The sequence below is a fragment of the Nocardioides donggukensis genome (genome assembly GCF_014842875.1).
Classification (GTDB): Bacteria; Actinomycetota; Actinomycetes; order Propionibacteriales; family Nocardioidaceae; genus Nocardioides; species Nocardioides donggukensis.
On the sequence record NZ_JACYXZ010000003.1, the window covers coordinates 1 to 20,717 of the forward strand.

The 20,717-nt window shown below is 73.7% G+C and carries 24 protein-coding genes; 9 read left to right on the forward strand and 15 right to left on the reverse strand.

Annotation, left to right across the window (positions count from 1 at the left end):
- Nucleotides 1–246: 246 nt before the first annotated feature.
- From IE331_RS10230 to IE331_RS10245, 4 genes are read left to right on the forward strand one after another with little or no spacing between them, the layout of a single operon-like run.
- On the forward strand, nt 247–396 hold the full coding sequence (locus IE331_RS10230; protein ID WP_192143238.1) for a hypothetical protein: 150 nt from the start codon (nt 247–249) through the stop codon (nt 394–396).
- On the forward strand, nt 393–881 hold the full coding sequence (locus IE331_RS10235) for a flavodoxin family protein (RefSeq protein ID WP_192143240.1): 489 nt from the start codon (nt 393–395) through the stop codon (nt 879–881). The genes IE331_RS10230 and IE331_RS10235 overlap by 4 nt, the downstream gene beginning before the upstream one ends.
- Before the next feature lie 39 nt (nt 882–920).
- The gene (locus IE331_RS10240) at nt 921–1,706 is read left to right on the forward strand and encodes a septum formation family protein (protein ID WP_201931577.1); all 786 of its coding nucleotides are present in this window, start codon (nt 921–923) and stop codon (nt 1,704–1,706) included.
- Nucleotides 1,703–2,584 (forward strand): septum formation family protein, encoded by an 882-nt coding sequence (locus IE331_RS10245; RefSeq protein ID WP_201931578.1) that lies wholly within the window; start codon nt 1,703–1,705, stop codon nt 2,582–2,584. Before IE331_RS10240 ends, IE331_RS10245 begins: the two co-directional genes overlap by 4 nt.
- A 47-nt stretch (nt 2,585–2,631) precedes the next feature.
- Here IE331_RS10245 and era read toward each other — a convergent pair whose 3' ends face one another.
- From era to IE331_RS10305, 12 genes are all read right to left on the reverse strand, one after another.
- Nucleotides 2,632–3,570, reverse strand: a complete 939-nt coding sequence (era, locus tag IE331_RS10250) for a GTPase Era (protein WP_192143242.1) — start codon at nt 3,568–3,570, stop codon at nt 2,632–2,634.
- Complete coding sequence (locus IE331_RS10255) at nt 3,563–4,378, reverse strand: siderophore-interacting protein (protein WP_192143245.1); 816 nt, start codon at nt 4,376–4,378, stop codon at nt 3,563–3,565. Before IE331_RS10255 ends, era begins: the two co-directional genes overlap by 8 nt.
- 82 nt (nt 4,379–4,460) lie before the next feature.
- Nucleotides 4,461–5,744, reverse strand: coding sequence for an SAM-dependent methyltransferase (locus IE331_RS10260; protein WP_192143247.1), 1,284 nt, complete (start codon nt 5,742–5,744; stop codon nt 4,461–4,463).
- A complete protein-coding gene (locus tag IE331_RS10265) occupies nt 5,741–7,147 on the reverse strand; it encodes an FAD-binding oxidoreductase (protein ID WP_192143250.1) in 1,407 nt (468 codons plus the stop codon). The genes IE331_RS10260 and IE331_RS10265 overlap by 4 nt, the downstream gene beginning before the upstream one ends.
- A 67-nt stretch (nt 7,148–7,214) precedes the next feature.
- Complete coding sequence (locus tag IE331_RS10270; RefSeq protein WP_192143252.1) at nt 7,215–8,090, reverse strand: hypothetical protein; 876 nt, start codon at nt 8,088–8,090, stop codon at nt 7,215–7,217.
- A gap of 55 nt (nt 8,091–8,145) precedes the next feature.
- On the reverse strand, nt 8,146–8,454 hold the full coding sequence (locus IE331_RS10275) for a cytidine deaminase (RefSeq protein ID WP_192143254.1): 309 nt from the start codon (nt 8,452–8,454) through the stop codon (nt 8,146–8,148).
- A gap of 58 nt (nt 8,455–8,512) precedes the next feature.
- A complete protein-coding gene (locus IE331_RS10280; RefSeq protein ID WP_192143255.1) occupies nt 8,513–9,262 on the reverse strand; it encodes a hypothetical protein in 750 nt (249 codons plus the stop codon).
- The gene (locus tag IE331_RS10285; protein WP_201931580.1) at nt 9,259–9,804 is read right to left on the reverse strand and encodes an RNA polymerase sigma factor; all 546 of its coding nucleotides are present in this window, start codon (nt 9,802–9,804) and stop codon (nt 9,259–9,261) included. Before IE331_RS10285 ends, IE331_RS10280 begins: the two co-directional genes overlap by 4 nt.
- 77 nt (nt 9,805–9,881) lie before the next feature.
- Nucleotides 9,882–10,382, reverse strand: coding sequence for a hypothetical protein (locus IE331_RS10290; RefSeq protein WP_192144039.1), 501 nt, complete (start codon nt 10,380–10,382; stop codon nt 9,882–9,884).
- Between the two features lie 87 nt (nt 10,383–10,469).
- Entirely contained in the window at nt 10,470–11,795 is a 1,326-nt protein-coding gene (locus tag IE331_RS10295) for a hemolysin family protein (RefSeq protein ID WP_192143259.1), read from the reverse strand.
- Nucleotides 11,792–12,241: an rRNA maturation RNase YbeY gene (gene ybeY, locus IE331_RS10300; RefSeq protein WP_192143261.1), complete on the reverse strand. Its 450-nt coding sequence runs from the start codon at nt 12,239–12,241 to the stop codon at nt 11,792–11,794. The genes IE331_RS10295 and ybeY overlap by 4 nt, the downstream gene beginning before the upstream one ends.
- The gene (locus IE331_RS10305; RefSeq protein WP_192143263.1) at nt 12,238–13,287 is read right to left on the reverse strand and encodes a PhoH family protein; all 1,050 of its coding nucleotides are present in this window, start codon (nt 13,285–13,287) and stop codon (nt 12,238–12,240) included. Before IE331_RS10305 ends, ybeY begins: the two co-directional genes overlap by 4 nt.
- A 115-nt stretch (nt 13,288–13,402) precedes the next feature.
- On the opposite strand from IE331_RS10305, the gene IE331_RS10310 reads away from it, so the two are divergent.
- A complete protein-coding gene (locus IE331_RS10310; RefSeq protein ID WP_192143265.1) occupies nt 13,403–13,681 on the forward strand; it encodes a hypothetical protein in 279 nt (92 codons plus the stop codon).
- 24 nt (nt 13,682–13,705) lie between these two features.
- On the opposite strand, the gene IE331_RS10315 is transcribed toward IE331_RS10310, so the two are convergent.
- Nucleotides 13,706–14,065 (reverse strand): histidine triad nucleotide-binding protein, encoded by a 360-nt coding sequence (locus tag IE331_RS10315; RefSeq protein ID WP_192143267.1) that lies wholly within the window; start codon nt 14,063–14,065, stop codon nt 13,706–13,708.
- A 169-nt stretch (nt 14,066–14,234) separates the two neighbouring features.
- Here IE331_RS10315 and IE331_RS10320 point away from each other — a divergent pair, with 169 nt between their 5' ends.
- The 4 genes from IE331_RS10320 to IE331_RS16980 all read left to right on the forward strand — a co-directional run bounded on the left by IE331_RS10320 (nt 14,235) and on the right by IE331_RS16980 (nt 18,744).
- Nucleotides 14,235–14,768: a SigE family RNA polymerase sigma factor gene (locus tag IE331_RS10320; RefSeq protein ID WP_201931583.1), complete on the forward strand. Its 534-nt coding sequence runs from the start codon at nt 14,235–14,237 to the stop codon at nt 14,766–14,768.
- A complete protein-coding gene (locus tag IE331_RS10325) occupies nt 14,765–15,832 on the forward strand; it encodes a Gmad2 immunoglobulin-like domain-containing protein (protein WP_192143271.1) in 1,068 nt (355 codons plus the stop codon). Before IE331_RS10320 ends, IE331_RS10325 begins: the two co-directional genes overlap by 4 nt.
- Before the next feature lie 99 nt (nt 15,833–15,931).
- Nucleotides 15,932–17,482, forward strand: coding sequence for a DUF1800 domain-containing protein (locus tag IE331_RS10330; protein ID WP_192143273.1), 1,551 nt, complete (start codon nt 15,932–15,934; stop codon nt 17,480–17,482).
- A gap of 5 nt (nt 17,483–17,487) precedes the next feature.
- Entirely contained in the window at nt 17,488–18,744 is a 1,257-nt protein-coding gene (locus IE331_RS16980) for a DUF1501 domain-containing protein (RefSeq protein ID WP_192143275.1), read from the forward strand.
- A 9-nt stretch (nt 18,745–18,753) separates the two neighbouring features.
- On the opposite strand, the gene IE331_RS10340 is transcribed toward IE331_RS16980, so the two are convergent.
- Complete coding sequence (locus IE331_RS10340; RefSeq protein ID WP_192143278.1) at nt 18,754–19,494, reverse strand: 16S rRNA (uracil(1498)-N(3))-methyltransferase; 741 nt, start codon at nt 19,492–19,494, stop codon at nt 18,754–18,756.
- Nucleotides 19,494–20,681, reverse strand: coding sequence for a molecular chaperone DnaJ (dnaJ, locus tag IE331_RS10345; RefSeq protein WP_192143280.1), 1,188 nt, complete (start codon nt 20,679–20,681; stop codon nt 19,494–19,496). Before dnaJ ends, IE331_RS10340 begins: the two co-directional genes overlap by 1 nt.
- Between the last annotated feature and the right edge of the window lie 36 nt (nt 20,682–20,717).

Sequence of the window (20,717 nt, forward strand, 5' to 3'; positions counted from 1 at the left end):
CCGGGTCGAGAACCGGTTGTGCACAAGGGGTTTCGACACGCTCGCCAGGGCTCGCGGCTCAACCGGCGAGGGCGCCCGGCGGCGGGTTTCGAGACGGTCGCTGCGCGACCTCCTCAACCGGCGGGGGCGGCCGACGCGTGGTTTCGAGACGGTCGCTGCGCGACCTCCTCAACCGGCGAGGGGCCGAGGCGTGGTTTCGAGACGGTCGCTTCGCGACCTCCTCAACCACCGGGGCAGGATGGGGGCATGCAGGTGGCCACGCTCGTCCCGTTGCTGCTCGACCTGGCGACGGCCGGTGAGCTCGCCGCCGACAACCACCACGTGATCGCCGTCAACGAGCGGCTCGGGGCCCGCCCGATCGCCCGGCACCTGCTGTTCCGGAAGGACCTGCCGTGACCACGCTGCTCCTCGTGCACCACTCCCCCACCCGCTCGATGCGCGCCCTCACCGACGCCGTCCTCGCCGGGGCGCGCGACGACGAGATCGTCGGGGTCGACGTCGTCGTCCGCCCGGCCCTGGAGGCCACCGCGGAGGACGTGCTGGCGGCCGACGGCTACCTCCTCGGCACGCCGGCCAACTTCGGCTACATGTCCGGCGCGCTGAAGCACTTCTTCGACTCCACGTTCCTCCAGGTCGGCGGCGCGCTCGACGACAGCGGTGGGGCCGGCAGCTCGGAGGGACGCACCAAGGGCAGGCCCTTCGGGCTCTACGTGCACGGCCGGTACGACGCCACCGGTGCGGTCCGGTCGGTCACCTCGATCGTGGGTGCCCTCGGCTGGCGTCAGGCCTTCGACGTCCTCGAGGTGCTCGGGGAGGTGGACGCGGCGACCGAGGAGTCGGCGTACGAGCTGGGAGGTACGATCGCGGCACTGCTGACCTGAGTGAGGGGCCCCGCCACCGTGCCGTTCGGACGACTTCTGTTGCGCGCCGCCGCGACGGGACTGGGTGTCGCCCTCCTCGCCGGCTGCACGTCCGAGGCCGACCCGGCCGTGGACCCCGAGCAGGTCGACTCGGTGGCCGAGCCCGAGCTCGGCGCCTGCCGGATGCTCACCCCCGAGGACGTCGCCGCCCCCAGCAACGCGACCCGCACGGTCGACTGCGAGGACGAGCACACCGCGGAGACGTACGCCGTCGGCACGCTGCCGGACAAGTTCGCGGACTCCGACTACCGGGACGCCGCGCTCGGCAAGTTCGCCTACAAGACCTGCGGCAAGGGGTTCGAGAAGTTCCTGGGCGGGGACGAGTCCCTCGTCATGCGCACGGTCCTCAGCTGGGCCTGGTTCCGTCCCTCGGAGAACGCCTGGGCCGAGGGCGCGCGCTGGTACCGCTGCGACGTGGTCGGCGGCGGCGAGCAGTCCATGGAGTACTCCACGCTCCCGACCACGGCGAAGGGGCTGCTGCTCGGCCGCCCCGCGGACCGCTGGATGGTCTGCGCGCAGGGACCGTCCGTGGCCGGGTCGGTCAAGGTCCCCTGCTCGCAGAAGCACGCCTGGCGGGCGGTGACCACGATCAAGGTGGGCCTCGACACGGACGACTACCCGGGCGACCGGCTGGTCGAGGTCCGCACCAACGAGTTCTGCTCCGACTCGGTGGGCGCCTGGATGAACTACCCGGTCAACTACGACTACGCCTACACCTGGTTCCGGGAGGCCGAGTGGGAGGCCGGCAACCGGCGCTCGGTCTGCTGGGCCAAGACCCGCAAGTGAACCGCGCGACGGCCGGTCCGCTGGCAGCACTGGCCCTGGTCGCCGGCCTGGCCGGCTGCCAGCAGGACCCGACGCCGACCACCGGTCCGACCCCGGCGCCGTCCGAGGCGTCCTCCGGACCGAGCAACGGACCGACCACCGGCCCGCCCTCGAGCACGGCGGAGCCGGCCCCGGCGCTGGCCCGCCCCAAGGCCGGGGCCTGCTACCGGCTCTCGTACGACGCCGCGCTGGCGCCCACGAACGAGAGCCGCTCGGTCTCCTGCCCGAAGGGGCACAACGCCCGCACCTTCCACGTCGGCACCCTCCGGACCGTCGTCGACGGACACCTGCTGGCGGTCGACTCCCGTCGGGTGCGGGCGCAACCGGCCACCGAGTGCCCGAAGCGGGTCGGCACCTTCCTCGGCGGCAGCCCCGACGACCTGCGGCTCAGCATGCTGCGCACGGTGTGGTTCAGCCCGACCGTCGAGGCCTCGGACGCCGGCGAGCACTGGTTCCGGTGCGACGTCGTCGCCCTGGCCGCCCCGGAGGAGCTGGCACCGCTGTCCGGCGTGCTTCGCGGGGTCCTCGGCACCGACCGGGGTCGCACCCGGTTCGGCACCTGCGGGACCGCGAAGCCGGGCACCGAGGGCTTCCGACGGGTCATCTGCTCCCGCCCGCACTCGTGGCGCGCGGTCGAGACCGTCGACGTCGGCCCCGCGGCAGGTGGCGGGTACCCGGGCAAGGCGGCGGCCCAGTCGGCCGGCGAGTCACGCTGCGAGGACGTCGGCCGCGAGCGTGCCGACGACGCGCTCAGCTTCTCCTGGGGCTACGAGTGGCCCACCGAGGCCCAGTGGGACGGCGGCCAGCGCTACGGCCTGTGCTGGGTGCCGACCGGCTGACGGGCCGAGGGCCGCCGGGCCGCCGGGCGGCCGACAGCGGCCGGAGTTCAGAAGCCCAGCTTCCGCAGCTGGCGCGGGTCCCGCTGCCAGTCCTTGGCCACCTTGACGTGCAGATCGAGGTAGACCGGGGTGCCCAGCAGCGCCTCGATCTGCTGCCGCGCGGCCGTGCCGACCGCGCGCAGCCGCGACCCCTTGTGTCCGATCACGATGCCCTTCTGGCTCTGGCGCTCGACGTACAGGAACGCGTGGATGTCCAGCAGCGGCCGGTCCTCGGACCGGCCCTCCCGCAGGCCCATCTCCTCGACGACGACGGCGATCGAGTGCGGCAGCTCGTCCCGCACGCCCTCCAGCGCCGCCTCCCGCACCAGCTCGGCCACGAGGATCTCCTCGGGCGAGTCGGTGAGGTCCCCGTCGGGGTACAGCGGCGGCCCCTCCGGCAGCATCCCCACGAACAGGTCCGCCAGCAGCCCCACCTGGTCGCCGGAGAGCGCGGACACCGGCACGATCTCGGCCCACTCGGTGCCGGTCTCGACACCGAGGGCCTGGATCGCGAGCAGCTGCTCGCCGATCTGGGCGGGCGTCGCGAGGTCGGTCTTGGTCACGACCGCGACCCGCGTGGTCCGGCGCACCTTGGCCAGCTCGGCGACCAGGAACCTGTCCCCCGGCCCGATCCGCTCGTTCGCCGGGAAGCAGACCGCGACCACGTCGACCTCAGCCCAGGTGGTCGTCACCAGGTCGTTGAGCCGCTCACCGAGCAGCGTGCGGGGCCGGTGCAGGCCGGGGGTGTCGACCAGCACCAGCTGCGCGTCGGGCCGGTGCACGATCCCCCGGATGACGGTCCTCGTCGTCTGCGGCTTCGAGGAGGTGATCGCCACCTTGGTGCCGACCAGGGCGTTGGTCAGCGTCGACTTCCCCGCGTTGGGCCGCCCCACGAACGAGGCGAAGCCGCTCCGGTGCGGTCCGGGCTTGCCCTCTGCGTCAGCCATCGGTGCCTTCCCGGGCGTCGTCGTAGGCCGCCCAGATCTCCTCGTCGGTGCGGCCGGCGGCCTTGCCGGCGCGCCAGATCGGCCCGGGGTCGACCGCCCGCGGCTGACGCCGCTGCCCGCCGCCGCGCCAGTAGCCCATCACGTCGTACGCCGTGCTCGGCAGCCGCACCTCGCGCATGAGGTGCTTGCGGATCGCCCGCATCTGCGCGGACTCCCCCGCCATCCAGAAGTAGCCCTCCCCGTCGGGCCAGTCGATGCCCCGCACCACCTCGGCGGTGCCGGACTCGGCGCCCGCCGGCGGGGCCACCCAGGTGAGATCGGCGTCCCCGGAGACGTACGCCGCCCCGTCCATGCGGTGCAGGGGCTCGCCGTCGGGCACCTCGCACCAGGCCCGGACCGGCACGCCGGGGGCGGACTCGATGATCCGGGCGATCGCCGGCAGCGCGGTCAGGTCGCCGACGAGCAGCAGCCACCGGGCCGTGTCCGGCATCGCGAACGACCCGCGCGGCGCCGAGACCGTGACCGTCTGCCCCACGACCTGCTCCGCGTCGCCGGTGGCCCACTCCGTCACCAGACCGTGCTCGTGGACGACCACGTCCAGGACCAGCTCGCCCTCCTGGAACGAGCGGACGGTGTAGTAGCGGGTCTGGAACTGGCCCGGCACGGTGAGCGCCACCCACTCGTCGGGCACGCCGGTCGAGGCGAACCCCGCCAGGCCGGGTCCGCCGAGGACCAGCCGCACGAACCGGGACGACAGCTGCTCGCGTCGCAGGACGACGGCGGCGTACAGCGGGGCCCGGGTGCTCATCGGGTCAAGGCTATCGGTGCCGCACCGGATGCCCCGGCCCGGCCGTGAGCCAGGCCGGGTCAGGCCAGGTATCGGGTCGGGGTCAGGCCTTCCACAGGGGTCGCAGCGGGTATCCGCTGCGACCGTCGTCGTCGTTGCGGGTGGCGAGCACGTGGTGCAGCTCCACGTCGTCGCGGTCGAACCCCACCCGGGACCCGGCCATGTAGAGCCCCCACACCCGGGCGGTGTTCTCACCCACCTCGGCGACGCAGGCCTCCCAGTTCCGCACGAGGTTGCGGTTCCAGCCGGCCAGCGTGAGCGCGTAGTGCGGCCGCAGGTTCTCCACGTGCTGCACCTCGAGGCCGGCGTCCTGGGCCGCCCGGACGATCGTGCCCACGCCGGTGAGCTCGCCGTCGGGGAAGACGTACCGGTCGATGAACGCCCCGGTCTGCTGCGGCCGGTTGTGCGGTCTGGTGATGCAGTGGTTGAGCAGCCGCCCGCCCGGCCGGAGCCGGCCCCGCAGGTGCCCGAAGTACGCCGGGTAGTGCCGCACGCCGATGTGCTCGGTGAGCCCGATCGAGCTGACCGCGTCGAAGCCGCCCTCGGCGACCTCGCGGTAGTCGAGGTGACGGACCTCGGCGAGGTCGCCCAGCCCCTCGCGGTCGATGGCCCGCTTGGCCCACTGGGCCTGCTGGAGCGAGAGCGTGACGCCCAGGGCCCGCACACCGTGCTCGCGCGCCGCGTGCCGGACCATCCCGCCCCAGCCGCAGCCGACGTCGAGCAGCCGCTGACCGGGCTGCAGGTCCAGCTTGGCGCAGATCAGCTCGTACTTCGCGGCCTGCGCGTCCTCCAGCGTCGTGTCCGGGGTCCCGAAGACGGCGCAGGTGTAGGTCATCGAGGGGCCGAGCACCAGCTCGTAGAAGCGGTTCGAGACGTCGTAGTGGTGCGCGATCATCCCGGCGTCGCGGGCCAGCGAGTGCCGCACCCCCTCGACCGCGCGGCGCCACCGGGGCAGCTGCTCCTGCGGGGGCGGCGGGGGCGGCTTGAGGTTGCCGATCCCGAGCCCCTTGACCAACCGGACCGCCTCGGCCGGAGAGGGCCGGCGGAAGCGGAGGTTGCTCTGGAGCAGCACCATCGCGTCGTAGGGGTCACCCGGGTGCACCCCGTCGATCACCAGGTCCCCCATCACGTAGGCGCGCGCCATCCCGAGGTCGCCCGGCGCGGTCATGATGTAGGCCAGTCCTCGCTCGTTGCGCAGGTCCAGCCGGATCGCCGCGTCCTCGGGGCCGGCCGCGCTGCCGTCGTACGCCGTGAACCGCACCGGCATGCCGTCGCGCAGCAGCGACTCGACCATCGTCCCGATCGTCATCGGATCCGTCGTGCTCATGCTCTCCCCACCACCTTCTCGTAGAGACCTGTCAGCCTGTCGTCCGGGTCGTAGCGGCCCTTCACCGCCGCCAGCCCGGCACCGTCGTAGAGCCGGTCGAACGTCTCCGGGTCGTAGAAGGCCTCGGAGTAGAGCGACTTGTGGCCGCCGAGGGCGTGCACCCTCTCCTCGATCGCCCGATTCACCGCACCGTCCCGACCCCCGGCTCCCCCATCCGGGTCGTCCGGCCTCGGGACGGTCCCCCAGAAGCCCACGTTGACGTAGGTCGTGCCCGCGGCCAGGGGGTACGTCGGCCAGGTGCGGGCGCTGCCCGGCCCGGAGGGCTCACGCAGCCGCAGCGGGCACAGCCAGACCGGTCGCATGCCGACCGCGTCGTCGAACCAGGCCAGGAAGTCGGCCAGTCGCGACACGGGCACCTCGACGTCCTGGACGACCCGCTCCCGGGGCGGTCGCCCGCGCCGCCGGTCCAGCCGCTCGACGACGCGGTACCGGTGCTCGAGGCCGACCAGTCGGTGGTAGGCGTCGGACCGGCGCCAGCGGCGCGGCCAGAGCCTGCGGACCCAGGGCCGGTGCAGGCCGAACGCCCCCGAGCACCAGAACCAGTCGGTGTCCCAGCGCCAGAGGTAGTCGTGCATCGTCAGCACGTCGGTGCCGCGCTGCTGCAGCGACCGGTAGAAGATCCGCTGGCCGGTGTAGTCGCTCGGAGGTGCCTCGGCGACCGGGGTCCAGCGAGCGAGGGTGAGGTAGAGCTCGTCCGGCGCGAAGGCCACCCCGTCCAGGCCGTCGACCCGCTCGCCGGCCCAGCTGCGCGTCTCGACCAGCTCCGCGACCGCCGAGGCGAGCTCGGCGGCGGAGTCGAAGCGCAGGTGCCGCAGCGCGACGTACGCCGGCACCTCCTCGAGCTCGATCCGCAGGCGGGTGGCGTAGCCGAGTGACCCGTAGGAGTTCGGGAAGGCCGCGAAGAGGTCGGGGTTGGCGTCGGGACCGGCTCTCACCAGCCGGCCGTCCCCGGTCAGCACCTCGACCTCGAGCACCGACTCGTGCGGCAGACCGTGCCGGAAGCTGGTGGACTCGATGCCGAGGCCCGTCACCGCGCCGCCGAGCGTGATCGTCCGGAGCTGGGGCACGACCAGCGGGACCAGCCCGAGCGGCAGGGTGGTGGCCACCAGGTCCTCGTAGGTGCACATGCCCTGCACCTCGGCCGTCCGGGCGGTGGCGTCGACCTCGATGACGCCGCGCAGGCCGCTGACGTCGAGTCCGGACGCGGCCGCGTCCCGCGGTCGGAAGAGGTTGCTGGTGCGCTTCTGCAGCCGGACAGCGGCGCCCTCCGGGATCGCGGCGTACGACGCCAATAGGCGTGCGGTGCCGACCCGGTGCCGGTCCCAGCCGACGGGGGCGTTCACACCCCGATTTTATCGCTCCGAGGGCCTCCCGTCGCGGATGCCTCCGCCCGGCCCGTCGTCAACGCCGTCAGCGGCGCATGCCGGCCCAGCCGGCCCGGTCGTGCACCGCGATCCCGGCGTACGCCGGGTGGTCGGCCTCGACCTCGTCGACGACGGCCAGCACCTCGGCCATGGCGCGGCGGGTGCTGCCGTGGAAGGTCTGCTTCTCCGCGACCGGGCCCGACCCCAGGTCGTTGGTCTCGACCGCGAGCCGGGCCGGTCGACCGGCGCGGGCGGCGGCGTCCAGGGCGGACTGCCCGACCGCAGTGATCGAGTCTTCGCCGGTCGCGGTGTCCCGGTAGCTCATCACGGTCACGGCGTCGACCCGCGCGAGGATCGCCTCGTCCAGGCTGCCGCCCGGTGCCGGGACCTGGTCGAGCCAGAACGCGATGTCGACCTCGACCGGGAACCCGGTGTCGGCGACCAGCGTCTCCAGCAGCAGGAGGTGGTCGGCGACCACGCCGTCCCGGTCCGCCACCCAGCGGGGGTGCAGCCACGGCTCGACGTCGAGGTGCACACCGTCGAAGATCCCCGTCGACAACGAGGAGCGCTGCCAGGCCAGGGCGGCGGCCGGGTCGTCGATCCAGGTGGTCTCGCTGCCGAGCGCATGCAGCCTGAGCCCGGCCCGGGCGGCCCGCTTCTCCAGGTCGCGGTACCACCCCAGCGACGGCGACCCGGCCAGGTCGAACGGCGTCGAGACGAACAGGTCCTGCACGCCCTGACCCTCGGCGAAGGACACCAGGGACCTCGCCGACGGGCGGTCCCACACCCACATCGCGCGCGGTCCGACATCGGGCCCCGGCTGGGGCCGCTTCGCGGCCGCCGGAGCGGCGCTCACGAGCAGCGCGACCACGAGCGCGACGGCGGTGATTGCCAGGCTCGGTGTGGTGCGGGGGCGCGACATGCTCCTGAAGATAGACCTGCGGCGCCGAGCACGGGGCGTTTCCGAGGCAGCCGGGTCAGGACCGGAGCCGCACCGGCACCGGCCCGCCCGCGAGGTCGCGCACCGCGGCCGCGTCCGCCTCGGCCACCTCGGTGGCCGCGGTGTGCACCACGGCGGCCTCGACGCCCCTGGCCCCCGACGCGACGGCCATGGCCACGCACACCTGGATGGCCGAGAGCTGCAGGGACGGCAGATCGACGGTGGCAGCGGCGTACGTGCGGCCGTCGCTGTCGCGGATCGCGGCACCCTCGGTCGCCCGGGTGCGGGCGCGGGTCGCCCGGGCGAGCGTCACCAGCTTGCGGTCCTCGGCGGAGGTGTCGTCCATGTGCTCAGCCTAGGATCCCGGCCGGGAGGCGCCGGCGCGGCCCCTGCCAGTGCTCATTTCAGTCCTCGTCGTCGCCCTGGTCGCCCGGGGCGGCCTTCGACCCGCTCCCGTCCTGGTCCTGGGCGCCCTGTCGGTCGCCCTTGCCGGAGGCCGACCGACCGCCGTCTCCCCGATCGTCGCCGCGATCGCGCCCCTGGTCGTTCTCGTCGTCCTTGGCGTCCTGGGCGTCCTGGCCCTCGTGGTCGTCCTGGTCGTCCTGGTCGCCCTGATGGCCCTGGGCGGTCCCTCGGTCCCGATCCTTGCCGCCCGGGTGCTCCTCGCCGGCGTCCCCTCCCGGGCCCGAGGTCCCGGTGGGCGGGCCAGGGGCGTCGCGGTCCGCTCCGGCGTCGGCCCCCGGCCGGTCGCGCCCGCGGCGCTCGTCGAGCACGGCGCGCTCGGGGGCCGACCCACGGCTCTCCGGGACCGCCCCGGCATCGTCGCCGGACCCGTCCGGGGCGGGCTGCCCCGGGGCCGGTGGCTCCTCGGCCGGAGGATCCCCTCCCACGACTCGGTGCACGAGCTCCCGGACCGGCGCGGGGAGGACGTCGGCGGCGGCCGCCCACGTGGTGCCGGCGACGCCCAGCAGGACGACCCCGGCCACCGACGCGCTCGCCTTCCGCCCCCGCCGGCCCGGCCTCTGCGGCGGCAGGCCCTCGTCGAGCAGCGCCCGGAGCTCCGGGGACGGCACCGGCGGCGGCAGCTGCCCGGGGAGGTCGCGCAGCTCGTCCAGGAACCTGGTCAGCTCCGGCCCACCCGTCGGCGTGCTCATCGGACCACCTCGCCCTCGGCCAGGATCTCGCGGAGGGCGGCCAGGCCGCGTCGCTGCAGCTGCTTCACGGCACCCTCGGACTTCCCGAGGACCTCCGCGGTCGCGGCGACCGAGAGGTCGGCCAGCACACGGAGGGTGACGACGGCGCGCTGGTCCTCGCCGAGCCGCTCGAGCACCTGACGCACGTGTCCGGCCGACCCCTCGAGGACATGGTGCTCGGCGGACGGCTCGTGCCGGTCGTCCAGCGCCGGGTCGTAGGGGCCCTGCCGCGGGCCGCGGCCGTGCCGCCTGAACTCGTCGACGAGTCGGGCGTGGGCCACGGTGAAGACCAGCTTGCGCAGGCCGGACACGCCACCCGCGATGCGGGGCACCATCGGCAGCACCTGAAGGAACACATCGCTGGTCAGTCCCTCCGGATCGGTGGCCCCCCGGGTGAGCAGGTATCCCTGGACCTGGGGCGCCAGTGAGCGGTACACGCCCTCCAGGGCCGCCTGGTCCCCGACGGCCGCGCGAGCCAGCAGCTCGTCAGTCAGGGCCTCCACGGGGTTCAGCATCGCACCTGGGAGGGGGTGGCGCGGGAGAGTCGGGGGAAACTCTCCCGCGCCGGCTTGTGGGTCGGTCAGTCGTCGTCGCCGTCGTCGTCCCGGTCGTCTTCGTCGTCCTGGTCGTCGTCGTCTTCGTCGTCTTCGTCGTCTTCGTCGTCGTCCTCGCCCTGGTCGTCGTCGTCCTCACCCTGGTGGTCGCCGTCCTCACCCTGGTGGTCGCCGTCCTCACCCTGAGCCTCGGACTCCGCGGCTGGGACGGGCTCCTCGTCGGTGTCGGCCGGGTCGTCGACGTCCTCGACCTCGGGAACCCCCGACTCCGTCTCGTCGCCCTCGTCGCCCTCGTCGCCCTCGTCGACCTCGGACTCGTCATCGAGCTCCAGCTCCGGCGCCTCGGCCAGCTCGGCCGGCTCGAACGGCTCGGCCGGCTCGGCCTCCTGCTCCACGGCACCCGAGGGCGACTGCGCGGCCCCTGACCCGGTCAGGCCGTAGGCGGCACCGGCCCCCAGACCCGCGACCACCAGCACGGCTGCGCCGAGCCCGGCGGCCGGTGTCCGAGACATCGAGATCCGCTTCATGTGTCACTCCTCCGACTGCGTAGGTGCGGGGCCCGTGCGGGCCCTCCACCCCTGTCATCGTGGGAGGGCCCGTGGAGGTGACGCGCCTCAGCCGGAAATCTTGGACCGGCCCTCGGACGACTTGGCTGGGTCGCCGACCTGGGGCTCCTGGAGGCGACTGATCAGGACGGTGCCGACCCGGTTCCGCCTCCCGGTCGGCTCCTCGGCCTCGAACCTCAGGCCGTGCGCCTCGATGACCGACCCCGGGATCGGCACCCGCCCCAGGATCTTGGCCATCAGGCCACCGACCGAGTCGACGTCCTCGGACACCTGGACGTAGCCGGGGAACAGCTCGCCGAGGTCGTCCACGGGGTAGCGGGAGGAGACCCGGGTGCTGCCGTCCGCGGTCACCTCGATCGAGATCTCGGCCTCGTCGTACTCGTCGGTGATCTCGCCCACGATCTCCTCGAGCACGTCCTCGATCGTGACCAGCCCGGCGCTGCCGCCGTACTCGTCGACGACCACGGCGATGTGCTGGCGACGGGCCTGCATCTCGGTCAGGAGGGAGTCGACCGGCTTGCTGTCCGGCACCCAGCTCACCGGGCGCATCACCTGGTCGATGCGCTCCCCGAGCTCGGCCTCCGCGTTGTCGAAGACCCGCTTCGTCACGTCCTTGAGGTAGGCGAACCCGACCACCTCGTCGAGGTTCTCCCCGATCACGGGCAGCCGGGAGAAGCCGCTGCGCAGGAACAGCGACATGCACTGCCGCAGGTTCTTGTACCGCTCGATGAACACCACGTCGTTGCGCGGGACCATCACCTCGCGGACGGTGGTGTCCCCGAGCTCGAAGACCGAGTGGATCATCTTCCGCTCACCGGACTCGATGACGCTCGACGCCTCGGCCAGGTCCACGAGCTCGCGCAGCTCGGTCTCCGAGGAGAACGGGCCCTCGTCGAAGCCACGGCCGGGGGTCAGCGCGTTGCCGATGAGGATCAGCAGCCGGGGCAGCGGACCCAGGACCTTGGTGATCGCCTGCAGAGGAGCCGCCGACAGCAGGGCCACGCTCACCGCGTGCTGCCGACCCAGCGTCCGCGGGCCGACGCCGATGACCACGAAGGAGACGAACAGCATCGAGATGATCGCGAGCAGCGCCATGGGCCACGGGACGGCACCGGACTCGGCGACGAAGAGCGTCACCAGCACGATCGCCGAGACCTCGCTGAACAGCCGCAGGAACAGGACCGTGTTGAGGTAGCGCGCCGGGTCGTCGAGGATCCCGAGCAACCGCTTCGAGCCGGGGCGACCCTCCGCCGCGATCTCCTCCGCCCGGGCCCGGGAGAACGACGCCAGCGCCGCCTCCGCCGCCGAGAACGACCCGGCGAGCACGACCAGCGCGGCGGCGGAGAGGATCAGGAGGGCGTCGCCGGCATTCACCGGGCCCGCCACTGGGCGAGGAGCTGGTCCTGCAGGCCGAACATCTCGCGGTGCTCGTCGGGCTCGGCGTGGTCGTAGCCGAGCAGGTGCAGGATGCCGTGGACGGTGAGCAGCTCGAGCTCGGCCTCCGTGGCGTGACCGGCCGTCTCCGCCTGGGCCCGGGCCACGTCCGGGCACAGCACCAGGTCCCCGAGGACGCCCTCCTCGGGCTCGGCGTTGACCAGCCCCGGCCGCAGCTCGTCCATGGGGAACGCGAGCACGTCGGTGGGGCCGTCCTTCTCCATCCACCGGCCGTTCAGCTCGGCGATGGTCGCCTCGTCGACGGCCTTGATGCACAGCTCGGCGAGCGGGTGGACCCGCAGCCGGTCCAGCACGAAGCGGCTCAGCGCCGCCAGGGAGTTCACGTCCAGGCCGTGCCCGGACTCGTCGATCACCTCGATGGTCACGGTCGGCGACCCTCGCGGCCGCGATCGCGACGCTCGTCCAGCCGGGAGTCCCGCTGGGCCTCGGCGCCCTCGCGCTGGGCGTCGAACTCGTCGTAGGCGGCCACGATCCGCCCCACCAGCCGGTGTCGTACGACGTCGTGGCTGGTCAGCCGGTTGAACACGACGTCCTCGACGCCGTCGAGGATGCCCTCGACGATCTTCAGCCCGGATCGCACCCCGCCCGGGAGGTCGATCTGGGTGACGTCGCCGGTGACCACGATCTTCGAGCCGAAGCCGAGCCGGGTCAGGAACATCTTCATCTGCTCCGGCGAGGTGTTCTGCGCCTCGTCCAGGATGATGAAGGCGTCGTTGAGCGTGCGGCCGCGCATGTACGCCAGGGGGGCGACCTCGATGGTGCCCGCGGCGAGCAGCTTCGGGACCGTCTCCGGGTCGAGCATGTCGTGCAGGGCGTCGTACAGGGGCCGCATGTAGGGGTCGATCTTCTCGCCCAGCGTCCCCGGCAGGTAGCCCAGCCGCTCCCCCGACTCGACCGCCGGCCGGGTCAGGATGATCCGGGTGACCTGCTTGGTCTGCAGTGCCTGCACGGCCTTGGCCATCGCGAGGTAGGTCTTGCCGGTGCCTGCCGGTCCGATGCCGAAGGTGATCGTGTGCTTGTCGATCGAGTCGACGTAGCGCTTCTGGTTGAGCGTCTTGGGGCGGATCGTGCGACCCCGGTTCGAGAGGATGTTGAGGCTGAGCACGTCGGCGGGCCGCTCGGTGGTCTCGGCCCGGAGCATCCCGATCACCCGCTCGACGGTCTCGGTGCTGATGCCCTGGCCGGTGCGGATCAGCGTCACCAGCTCCTCGAGGAGCCGCTCGACGAGCGCGATCTCGCCAGGCTCGCCCTGCAGCGTGATCTGGTTGCCGCGCACGTGTACGTCGGCTCCGAAGGCGTTCTCGATCAGGGAGAGGTGCTCGTCGCCCGGCCCGAGAAGGGCCACCATGTTGATGCTGGCCGGCACGACCACCGTGTGGCGGGTGCCCGGCGTGCTTTGGGTGTCTGTCATCTCGTCGACCATGCTACGGCGCCGGGGCGCGCTGGTCACACCGGCGCACACGCACCCCGGGCCGGGCACCGGCGCGGGACCGTAGGCTGGACGCACCACGGAGGGAGGGGCGGGCATGACCGAGCACGGCCGCGAGCCCTCCGGCGACCCGGGCCACTCCGAGGTGCTCGAGCCGCACCTGGCCCACCAGCGGCTGCGGATGCCGGCCGACCAGCGGGCGCTGGGCCTGGACTCCCGGACCGAGGAGGGGGCGCTCGTCGAGTTCGCCTCCTCGCTCAACCCCGCCCGGCCGGGCCACCGGATCGTGGCGTGGGTGCTGCTGGTGGCCTTCGGGGTGCCCGCGGTGATGTCCGCGCTGCACCTGCTCGGCGAGGTGCTCCGGGCGACCCGCTGAGCGTCCACCGCCGGGCGTGACGGCTCAGCCCGGCGGCCAGCTCATCTCGCGCCCGCCGAGGACGTGCAGGTGGGCGTGGAAGACCGTCTGGTGCGCCGCGGCACCGGTGTTGAAGACGGTGCGGTAGCCCTCCGTGAGTCCCTCCGCGCGGGCGACCTCGTCCGCGGTCGCGAACAGGTCGACCAGGGTGCCCGGCTCCGCGTGCGCCAGGCTGGCGGCGTCCGGGTGGTGGCTGCGCGGGATGACCAGCACATGGGTGGGCGCCTGCGGCGTCACGTCACGGAAGGCGACGCTGAGGTCGCTGGCGTGGACGATCTCGGACGGGATGTCGCCCGCCACGATCTTGCAGAACAGGCAGTCGTCCGGAGCAGAGGGTGCCGTCATGGCCCCGAGCATAGGGCGCTCGCGGGCCCGGTCGCGGGGAGGCAACCGCCGCCGGCGGTCCCGATCGGGCGCCCCGGCGTGTAAACCCCCGGTCCGGGTCACGCGTGCAACTAGCGTGAACAGCCACACCATGTCCCGACCGGGGACCGGTCCGAGAGCGGGAGCCATCGTGACCACTCACGCCGGGCTCGACGCCGACGCGGCCGTCGAGGCGCTGTACGCCGCCCACTGGCGGCGGCTGGTGCGGCTCTCGGTGCTGCTGGTCCGCGACGTGGGCACCGCCGAGGAGATCGTCCAGGACGCCTTCGTCGCGATGCACGGCCGCTGGTCCCACCTCCACGACCCCGACAAGGCGCTCGCCTACCTGCGGCAGGCGGTCGTCAACCGCTCCCGGTCCGCCCTGCGGCACCGCAGGGTCGTCGACCGGCACGCCCGGCGCGAGGCCGGGCTGACGCTGCTGACCGCGCCCGACGCCACCCAGGGCGCGACCGACCACGCCCGTCGGGAGGTCGTCCTCGACGCGCTGCGGGCGCTCCCACGGCGTCAGCGCGAGGTCCTGGCCCTGCGCTACTACCTCGAGCTGAGCGAGACCGAGATCGCCGACACCCTGGGGATCAGTGCCGGCGCCGTGAAGAGCCACGCGTCCCGGGGAGCAGCCGCCCTCCGCACCCAGCTCGCCGCCCACCAGGAGGACCTGCGATGAGCCCCCACGACCCCGCTGGCGACGACCTCTCGCGCCTGCTCCACGACGCCGTCGACGACCTCGAGCCCCGTCCGGGGATCGAGGCCATCCGGTCCCGCACGAAGGAGAACACCATGCCCACACGACCCTGGATCTGGGGTGTCGGCGGCGCCGTCGTCGCCACCGCCGCCACGATCACCGCCGTCGCCTTCGCCGGCAACCTCGGCAGCACCGGCTCCCAGGACCCGGGCCCGGCCTCCGGGTCGGCCTCGGCCACCGAGTCGGCCCCGTCGCCGGACGAGTCGCCCGCGCCCACGGCCGACGCCTCACCGTCGCCCACGGCCGGCGCGTCCGATGCCGGCGCGATCCCGGTGTACTGGGTCGGCGACACTCCGCAGGGGCCGCGGCTGTACCGCGAGTTCCAGGCCGGCACACCCGGCACCGACCCGGTGACCGATGCCGCGCGACGGGCCGTGTCCGGCTCCGCGCTGGACCCCGACTACGCCACCGGCTGGCCCGAGGGCACCGACGTCGCCGGGGTGGAGTCCTCCGGGGAGACGATCGTGGTCGACCTGACCGGTGCCCCCCGGACCCGACCGGACGGGATGTCCAGGGCACAGGCGCAGATGGCCGTCGAGCAGGTGGTCTACACCGTCCAGGCGGCCCGCGGCGAGGGGCGCGCCCCGGTCGACCTGAGGCTCGACGGGGAGCGCACCGACCAGGTGCTCGGCGTGCCGACGTCCGAGCCGCTCGCCAACGGCGACCCGCTCTCGACGCTGGCCCTGGTCAACATCACCGCCCCCGAGGAGGGTGCCACCGTGAGCGGCGAGTTCCGCGCCAGCGGCCTGGCCAGCTCCTTCGAGGCGACCGTCCCGTGGCAGGTCCGGCGTGGTGACGAGGTGGTGCTGACCGGCTTCTCCACCGCAGAGGGCTGGATGGACCGGCTCTACCCGTGGCAGACCACGGTGGACGTGTCCTCGCTGGACCCGGGTGAGTACCTCTTCGTGGCGCAGACCGACGACCCGTCCGGCGGCGCCGAGGGCGCCGGACCGCACGAGGACACCAAGGTGATCACGGTCGAGTGACCCGGGCGGGGCACCGCGCCTGACCCGATCGGACGTTTCCCTCGTCATATCGGGTCAAGGCGCCACCCCGGGCCGCCGTACCGCCGGAGGATCTGCGGCATGGCCACAGCCACCCCCACCCGGCGTACCGTGCTCGTCGGAGCCGCCGCCACCCCACTCCTCGCCGCCGCCCCGGCGGCGGCCGCCCCCGACTCCGACTACTCGCCGGCCCGCTACCGCCGGACGAAGATCCTGGGGCGGCGGGCCCGGCACCTGGCCTCCCGGTTCTCCTACGGGGTGACCCCGAAGCTCGCCAGGCAGGTCCGCAAGAAGGGGGGCGGCCGGGACTGGTTCTCCTGGCAGCTCGCACCACAGCGGATCCGGGACCGCTCGGCCGACGAGCTGCGTGGCTGGTGGCCCGGCCTCGAGCTGGGGCCGGCCGAGATCTGGCGGCGGCACACCAGCGACGTGGAGCCCGGATGGGTGGCGATGGCGAACTACCAGCGCTACCTGATCGCCCGCCGGATCACCACCCGCCGCCAGCTGCTCGAGGTGATGACCGAGTTCTGGGAGGAGCACCTGCACGTCCCGGTGAACGGCGACGCCGCGTTCGTCTGGCGGCGCAGCTACGGCGACCTGATCCGCAGCCACGCCCTGGGCCGGTTCGACGAGATGCTCACGGACGCGATCACCCACCCGGCGATGCTGATCTTCCTCGACAACGCGGTCTCGACGAAGAAGGCCCCCAACGAGAACCTCGGCCGCGAGCTCCTCGAGCTGCACACGGTGGGCCGCGGGAACTACGACGAGGCCGACGTGAAGGACTCGGCCCGGATCCTGACCGGCTGGCGGGTCGACCTGTGGAAGACCTGGGCGCCGTCCTACCGGCCGGAGGACCACGCGACCGGTCCCGTGGCCGTCATGGGCTTCAGCGACGCGAACGCCGACCCCGACGGCCGGGCCCTCACGCGTCGCTACCTGCGCTGGCTGGCCCGGCACCCAGCCACGGCGCACCGCCTGGCCACCAAGCTCGCCGAGCGGTTCGTCTCGGACACCCCGTCGGCCGGGCTGGTCGAGCACCTGGCCTCGGTCTACCTGGACCACGACACGGCGATCGCGCCGGTGCTGCGGGCCCTCGTCGAGAGCACCGAGTTCGCCGGCTCCGCCGGGGCCAAGGTGCGCGACCCGGCCGCCGACGTCGTCGCCACCTGGCGGGTGCTGGGCGCGAAGGCGCGCCGACCGGAGACCGACCAGGACGCGGCCAACGCCCGCCTCTGGCAGTGCTCGGCGCTGGGGCTGCGGCCGCACTCCTGGCCTCGGCCGGACGGCGCACCCGCGGACAACACCGCCTGGTCCTCGCCGGCCCGGGTGCTGGCGTCGTTCGAGATGCACTACACGATGTCCGGGGGCTGGTGGCCGAAGAAGAACGCGAGGTTCCGCTCGGCACAGGCCTGGGTCCCGGAGTTCCCGATCCGCTTCGACCGCCTCGTCGACCACCTCTCCCGCAGACTGCTGCACCGGCCCTCGGACGCCAGGCTGCTCGAGGCCTGCTGCCTCGCGGTCGACGTACGCCCGGGTGAGCGGATCACCAAGGACCACGCCGTCGTCCGCTGGAGGATGGTGCGCCTCCTGGCTGCCGTCCTCGACACCCCAGCCCACTTCACGAGGTGAACACCGTGTCCCCCACGCCCACCGGTGCCTGCTGCCCCGAGTTCGCCGCGGTCAGCCGTCGCGGACTGTTCCGCGGCGCCGCCGCGCTCGCTGGCACCTCGATGCTGTTCGGCAGCACGGCGGTGACCGCCTCCGCCGCGGGCACCCGCCCCGCCCGCAACGTGCTCGTGGTGCTCTCGCTGCGGGGCGCCGCGGACGGACTCTCCCTGGTGGTGCCGCACGGCGATCCCGCCTACTACACGGCTCGGCCCAGGCTCGCCGTGCCGGCGGACCGGCTGCTCGCCAAGGACGGCTTCTTCGGCCTGCATCCGGCGCTCGCGCCGCTGGTGCCCCTCTGGGACTCGGGTCGGCTCGCCGCGGTGCACGCCACCGGCCTGCCCGCCCCCAACCGCTCCCACTTCGCGGCGATGGAGGAGGTCGAGGACGCGGACCCCGGATCCCGGGCCCGGGTCGGCTGGCTGAACCGGCTGCTGGGTCTCGACGCCTACGCCTCGCCACTGCAGGGGCTGGCGATCGGGTCCGGCACCGCACCCGCCTCGCTCGCCGGTCCACAACCCTTCATGGCCGCCTCGGGCATCGACCAGGTGGCCCTGGCCGGTGACGACAAGTGGGACACGACGAAGGGCCGGCGCAGCTCGTTGGAGCGGGTGTGGGGGGCCGCGGACGGCCCGCTCGGCGCCGGGGTCCGCTCGGCGCTGGCCTCGGTCACGGACTTCGCGCCGGTGCTGGCCACCCCGGAGACTCCTGCCAACGGCGCGACGTACCCCTCGGGGGACCTCGGGGACGCGCTGGCCGCCGTGGCCCGCCTCGTCCGCGGCGACGTCGGCACCGAGGTGGTGACCGTCGACCACGGCGACTGGGACATGCACACCGACGTCGGCACCACCGAGTGGGGCCGCCTGCGCACCGAGGCCACCGAGATGGCCCGCGCGGTGGCCGCCCTCTTCACCGACCTCGGCCCGCTCGCCGACAAGGTCACGCTGGTCGCGCTCTCGGAGTTCGGCCGCCGGGTGGTGGAGAACGCGAACTGGGGGCTGGACCACGGCTACGGGAACGTCATGCTGCTCGCCGGCGCCGGCGTCGTCGGGGGCCGCTACCACGGCACCTGGCCCGGCCTGGGCACCACCGCCGACGCCGACCTCATGGTCACCACCGACTACCGCAGCGTGCTCGCGGAGGTGGTCGAGACCCGGTTCGGAGCGTCGGTGCCGACGGTCTTCCCCGGTCTGAGCCGGGAGACCGTCGGTGTGATGCGAGCCTGACCCGGACCGCTACGCCCAGCGCGCGGTGCGGGCCAGGAGCGCGGCACAGGCCGCCACCCCGGCCGTCGAGGTGCGCAGGACCTCCGCGCCCAGGCGCACCGTGGAGGCGCCCGCGGCCTCGAACGCCGCCAGCTCGTCGGAGGTCAGGCCACCCTCCGGACCGATCACCAGGGCGATCTCGCCCGTCGGCGGCACCTCCAGCGTCGACAGGGACGCCTCGGCGTCCTCGTGCAGCACCACGGCCAGGTCGGCCCGGGCGATCCGGGCGGCCGCCTCCCCCGTCGTGGCCAGCGGGGCGACCGAGGGGAACCAGTGCCGCCGGGCCTGCTTCGCGGCCTCGCGGGCCGTGGCCTCCCACCGGGCGTGCGACTTCGCGGCCCGCTCGCCCCGCCACACGGCGACCGACCGGGCCGCCGCCCACGGGACGATCGTGGCGGCGCCGATCTCGGTCAGGACCGAGACCGCCAGCTCGCCGCGCTCACCCTTGGGCAGCGCCTGGACGACGACCAGCGACGGCTCCGGGGCCCGACTGAGGTCGACCTCGCGCACCGTCACCGAGAACGACCGCTTCCCGGTCTCGGCCACGTCGCCGCGGACCGTCGTACCGGCGCCGTCGGTGAGCAGCACCGGCTCCCCCACCCGCAGGCGACGGACCGCGACGGCGTGGTGTGCCTCGTCGCCGGTCACCTCGACGCGGCCCTGGGGCACCACGCCCGCGAGCGTCGGCACGAGGTGCACCGGGAGCGACATCAGTGCTGGTTGAAGGCGTCGCGCAGACGCCCGAAGACCGACTTGTGGGTGGGGTTGGGGCTGCCGCCGGGGTTCTCCTCGCCGCGGATCGCGGCCAGCTCGCGCAGGAGCTCCTCCTGGCGGGCGTCGAGCCGGGTGGGGGTGTCCACCGCGACCGTGATCACCAGGTCGCCGCGCCCCATGCCGCGCAGGCCCGGTACGCCGCGGGCCCGCAGCGTCTGCTGCGCGCCGGACTGGGTGCCGGGCTTGATCTCCAGCTCGAACTCGGTCTCGAGGTCGGTCTCCCCGTCCCGGCCGGCCAGGTCGGCCTCCAGCGTGGGCAGGGTGAGCGTGGTGCCGAGCGCGGCCGCCGTCATCGGGATCGTGACCGTGCACAGGAGGTCGTTGCCGTGCCGGGTGAAGGTCGGGTGCTGGCTGACCTGGATCTCCACGAAGAGGTCCCCGGCCGGGCCGCCGCCGGGCCCGACCTCGCCCTGGCCGGTGAGCTGGACCCGGGTGCCGGTGTCGACGCCGGCCGGGATCTTGACGGTCAGGCTGCGGCGGGAGCGGACCCGGCCGTCGCCGGCGCAGTCCCGGCACGGGTCCGGGATGATCTGGCCGAAGCCCCGGCAGGCCGCGCAGGGGCGCAGCGTGCGGATCTCGCCGAGGAAGGACCGCTGCACGTGCGCCACCTCGCCCGCCCCGCGGCAGGTCTCGCAGGTGATCGGGGTGCTGCCCGGCGCCGCGCCGTCACCGTGGCAGGTCTCGCAGGTCACCGCGGTGTCGACCTTGAGATCGCGGGTGACGCCGAACGCCGCCTCGGCGAGCTCCACGTCGACCCGGATGAGTGCGTCCTGGCCGCGGCGCACCCGGGGCCGGGGTCCACGGCCCTGGCCCTGCCCGCCTCCGCCGCCGCCGCCGAAGAAGGCGTCCATGATGTCGGTGAACGAGAAGCCCGCGCCCTGCCCGAAGCCCGCCTCGCCCATGCCGCCACCGAACGGGTCGCCGCCGCGGTCGTAGGCGGCCCGCTTCTGCGGGTCGCTCAGCACCTCGTAGGCCCGTGAGACCTCCTTGAACCGCTCCTGGGTCTCGGGGTCGGGGTTGACGTCGGGGTGCAGCTGGCGTGCCTGCTTGCGGTAGGCCTTCTTGATCGCGTCCGCGTCGGCATCCCGGGACACGCCGAGGAGGTCGTAGAGGTCCTGGCTCATGAGTCCTTCTGGTTGTGGCTGGGTGTGGCTGGGGTG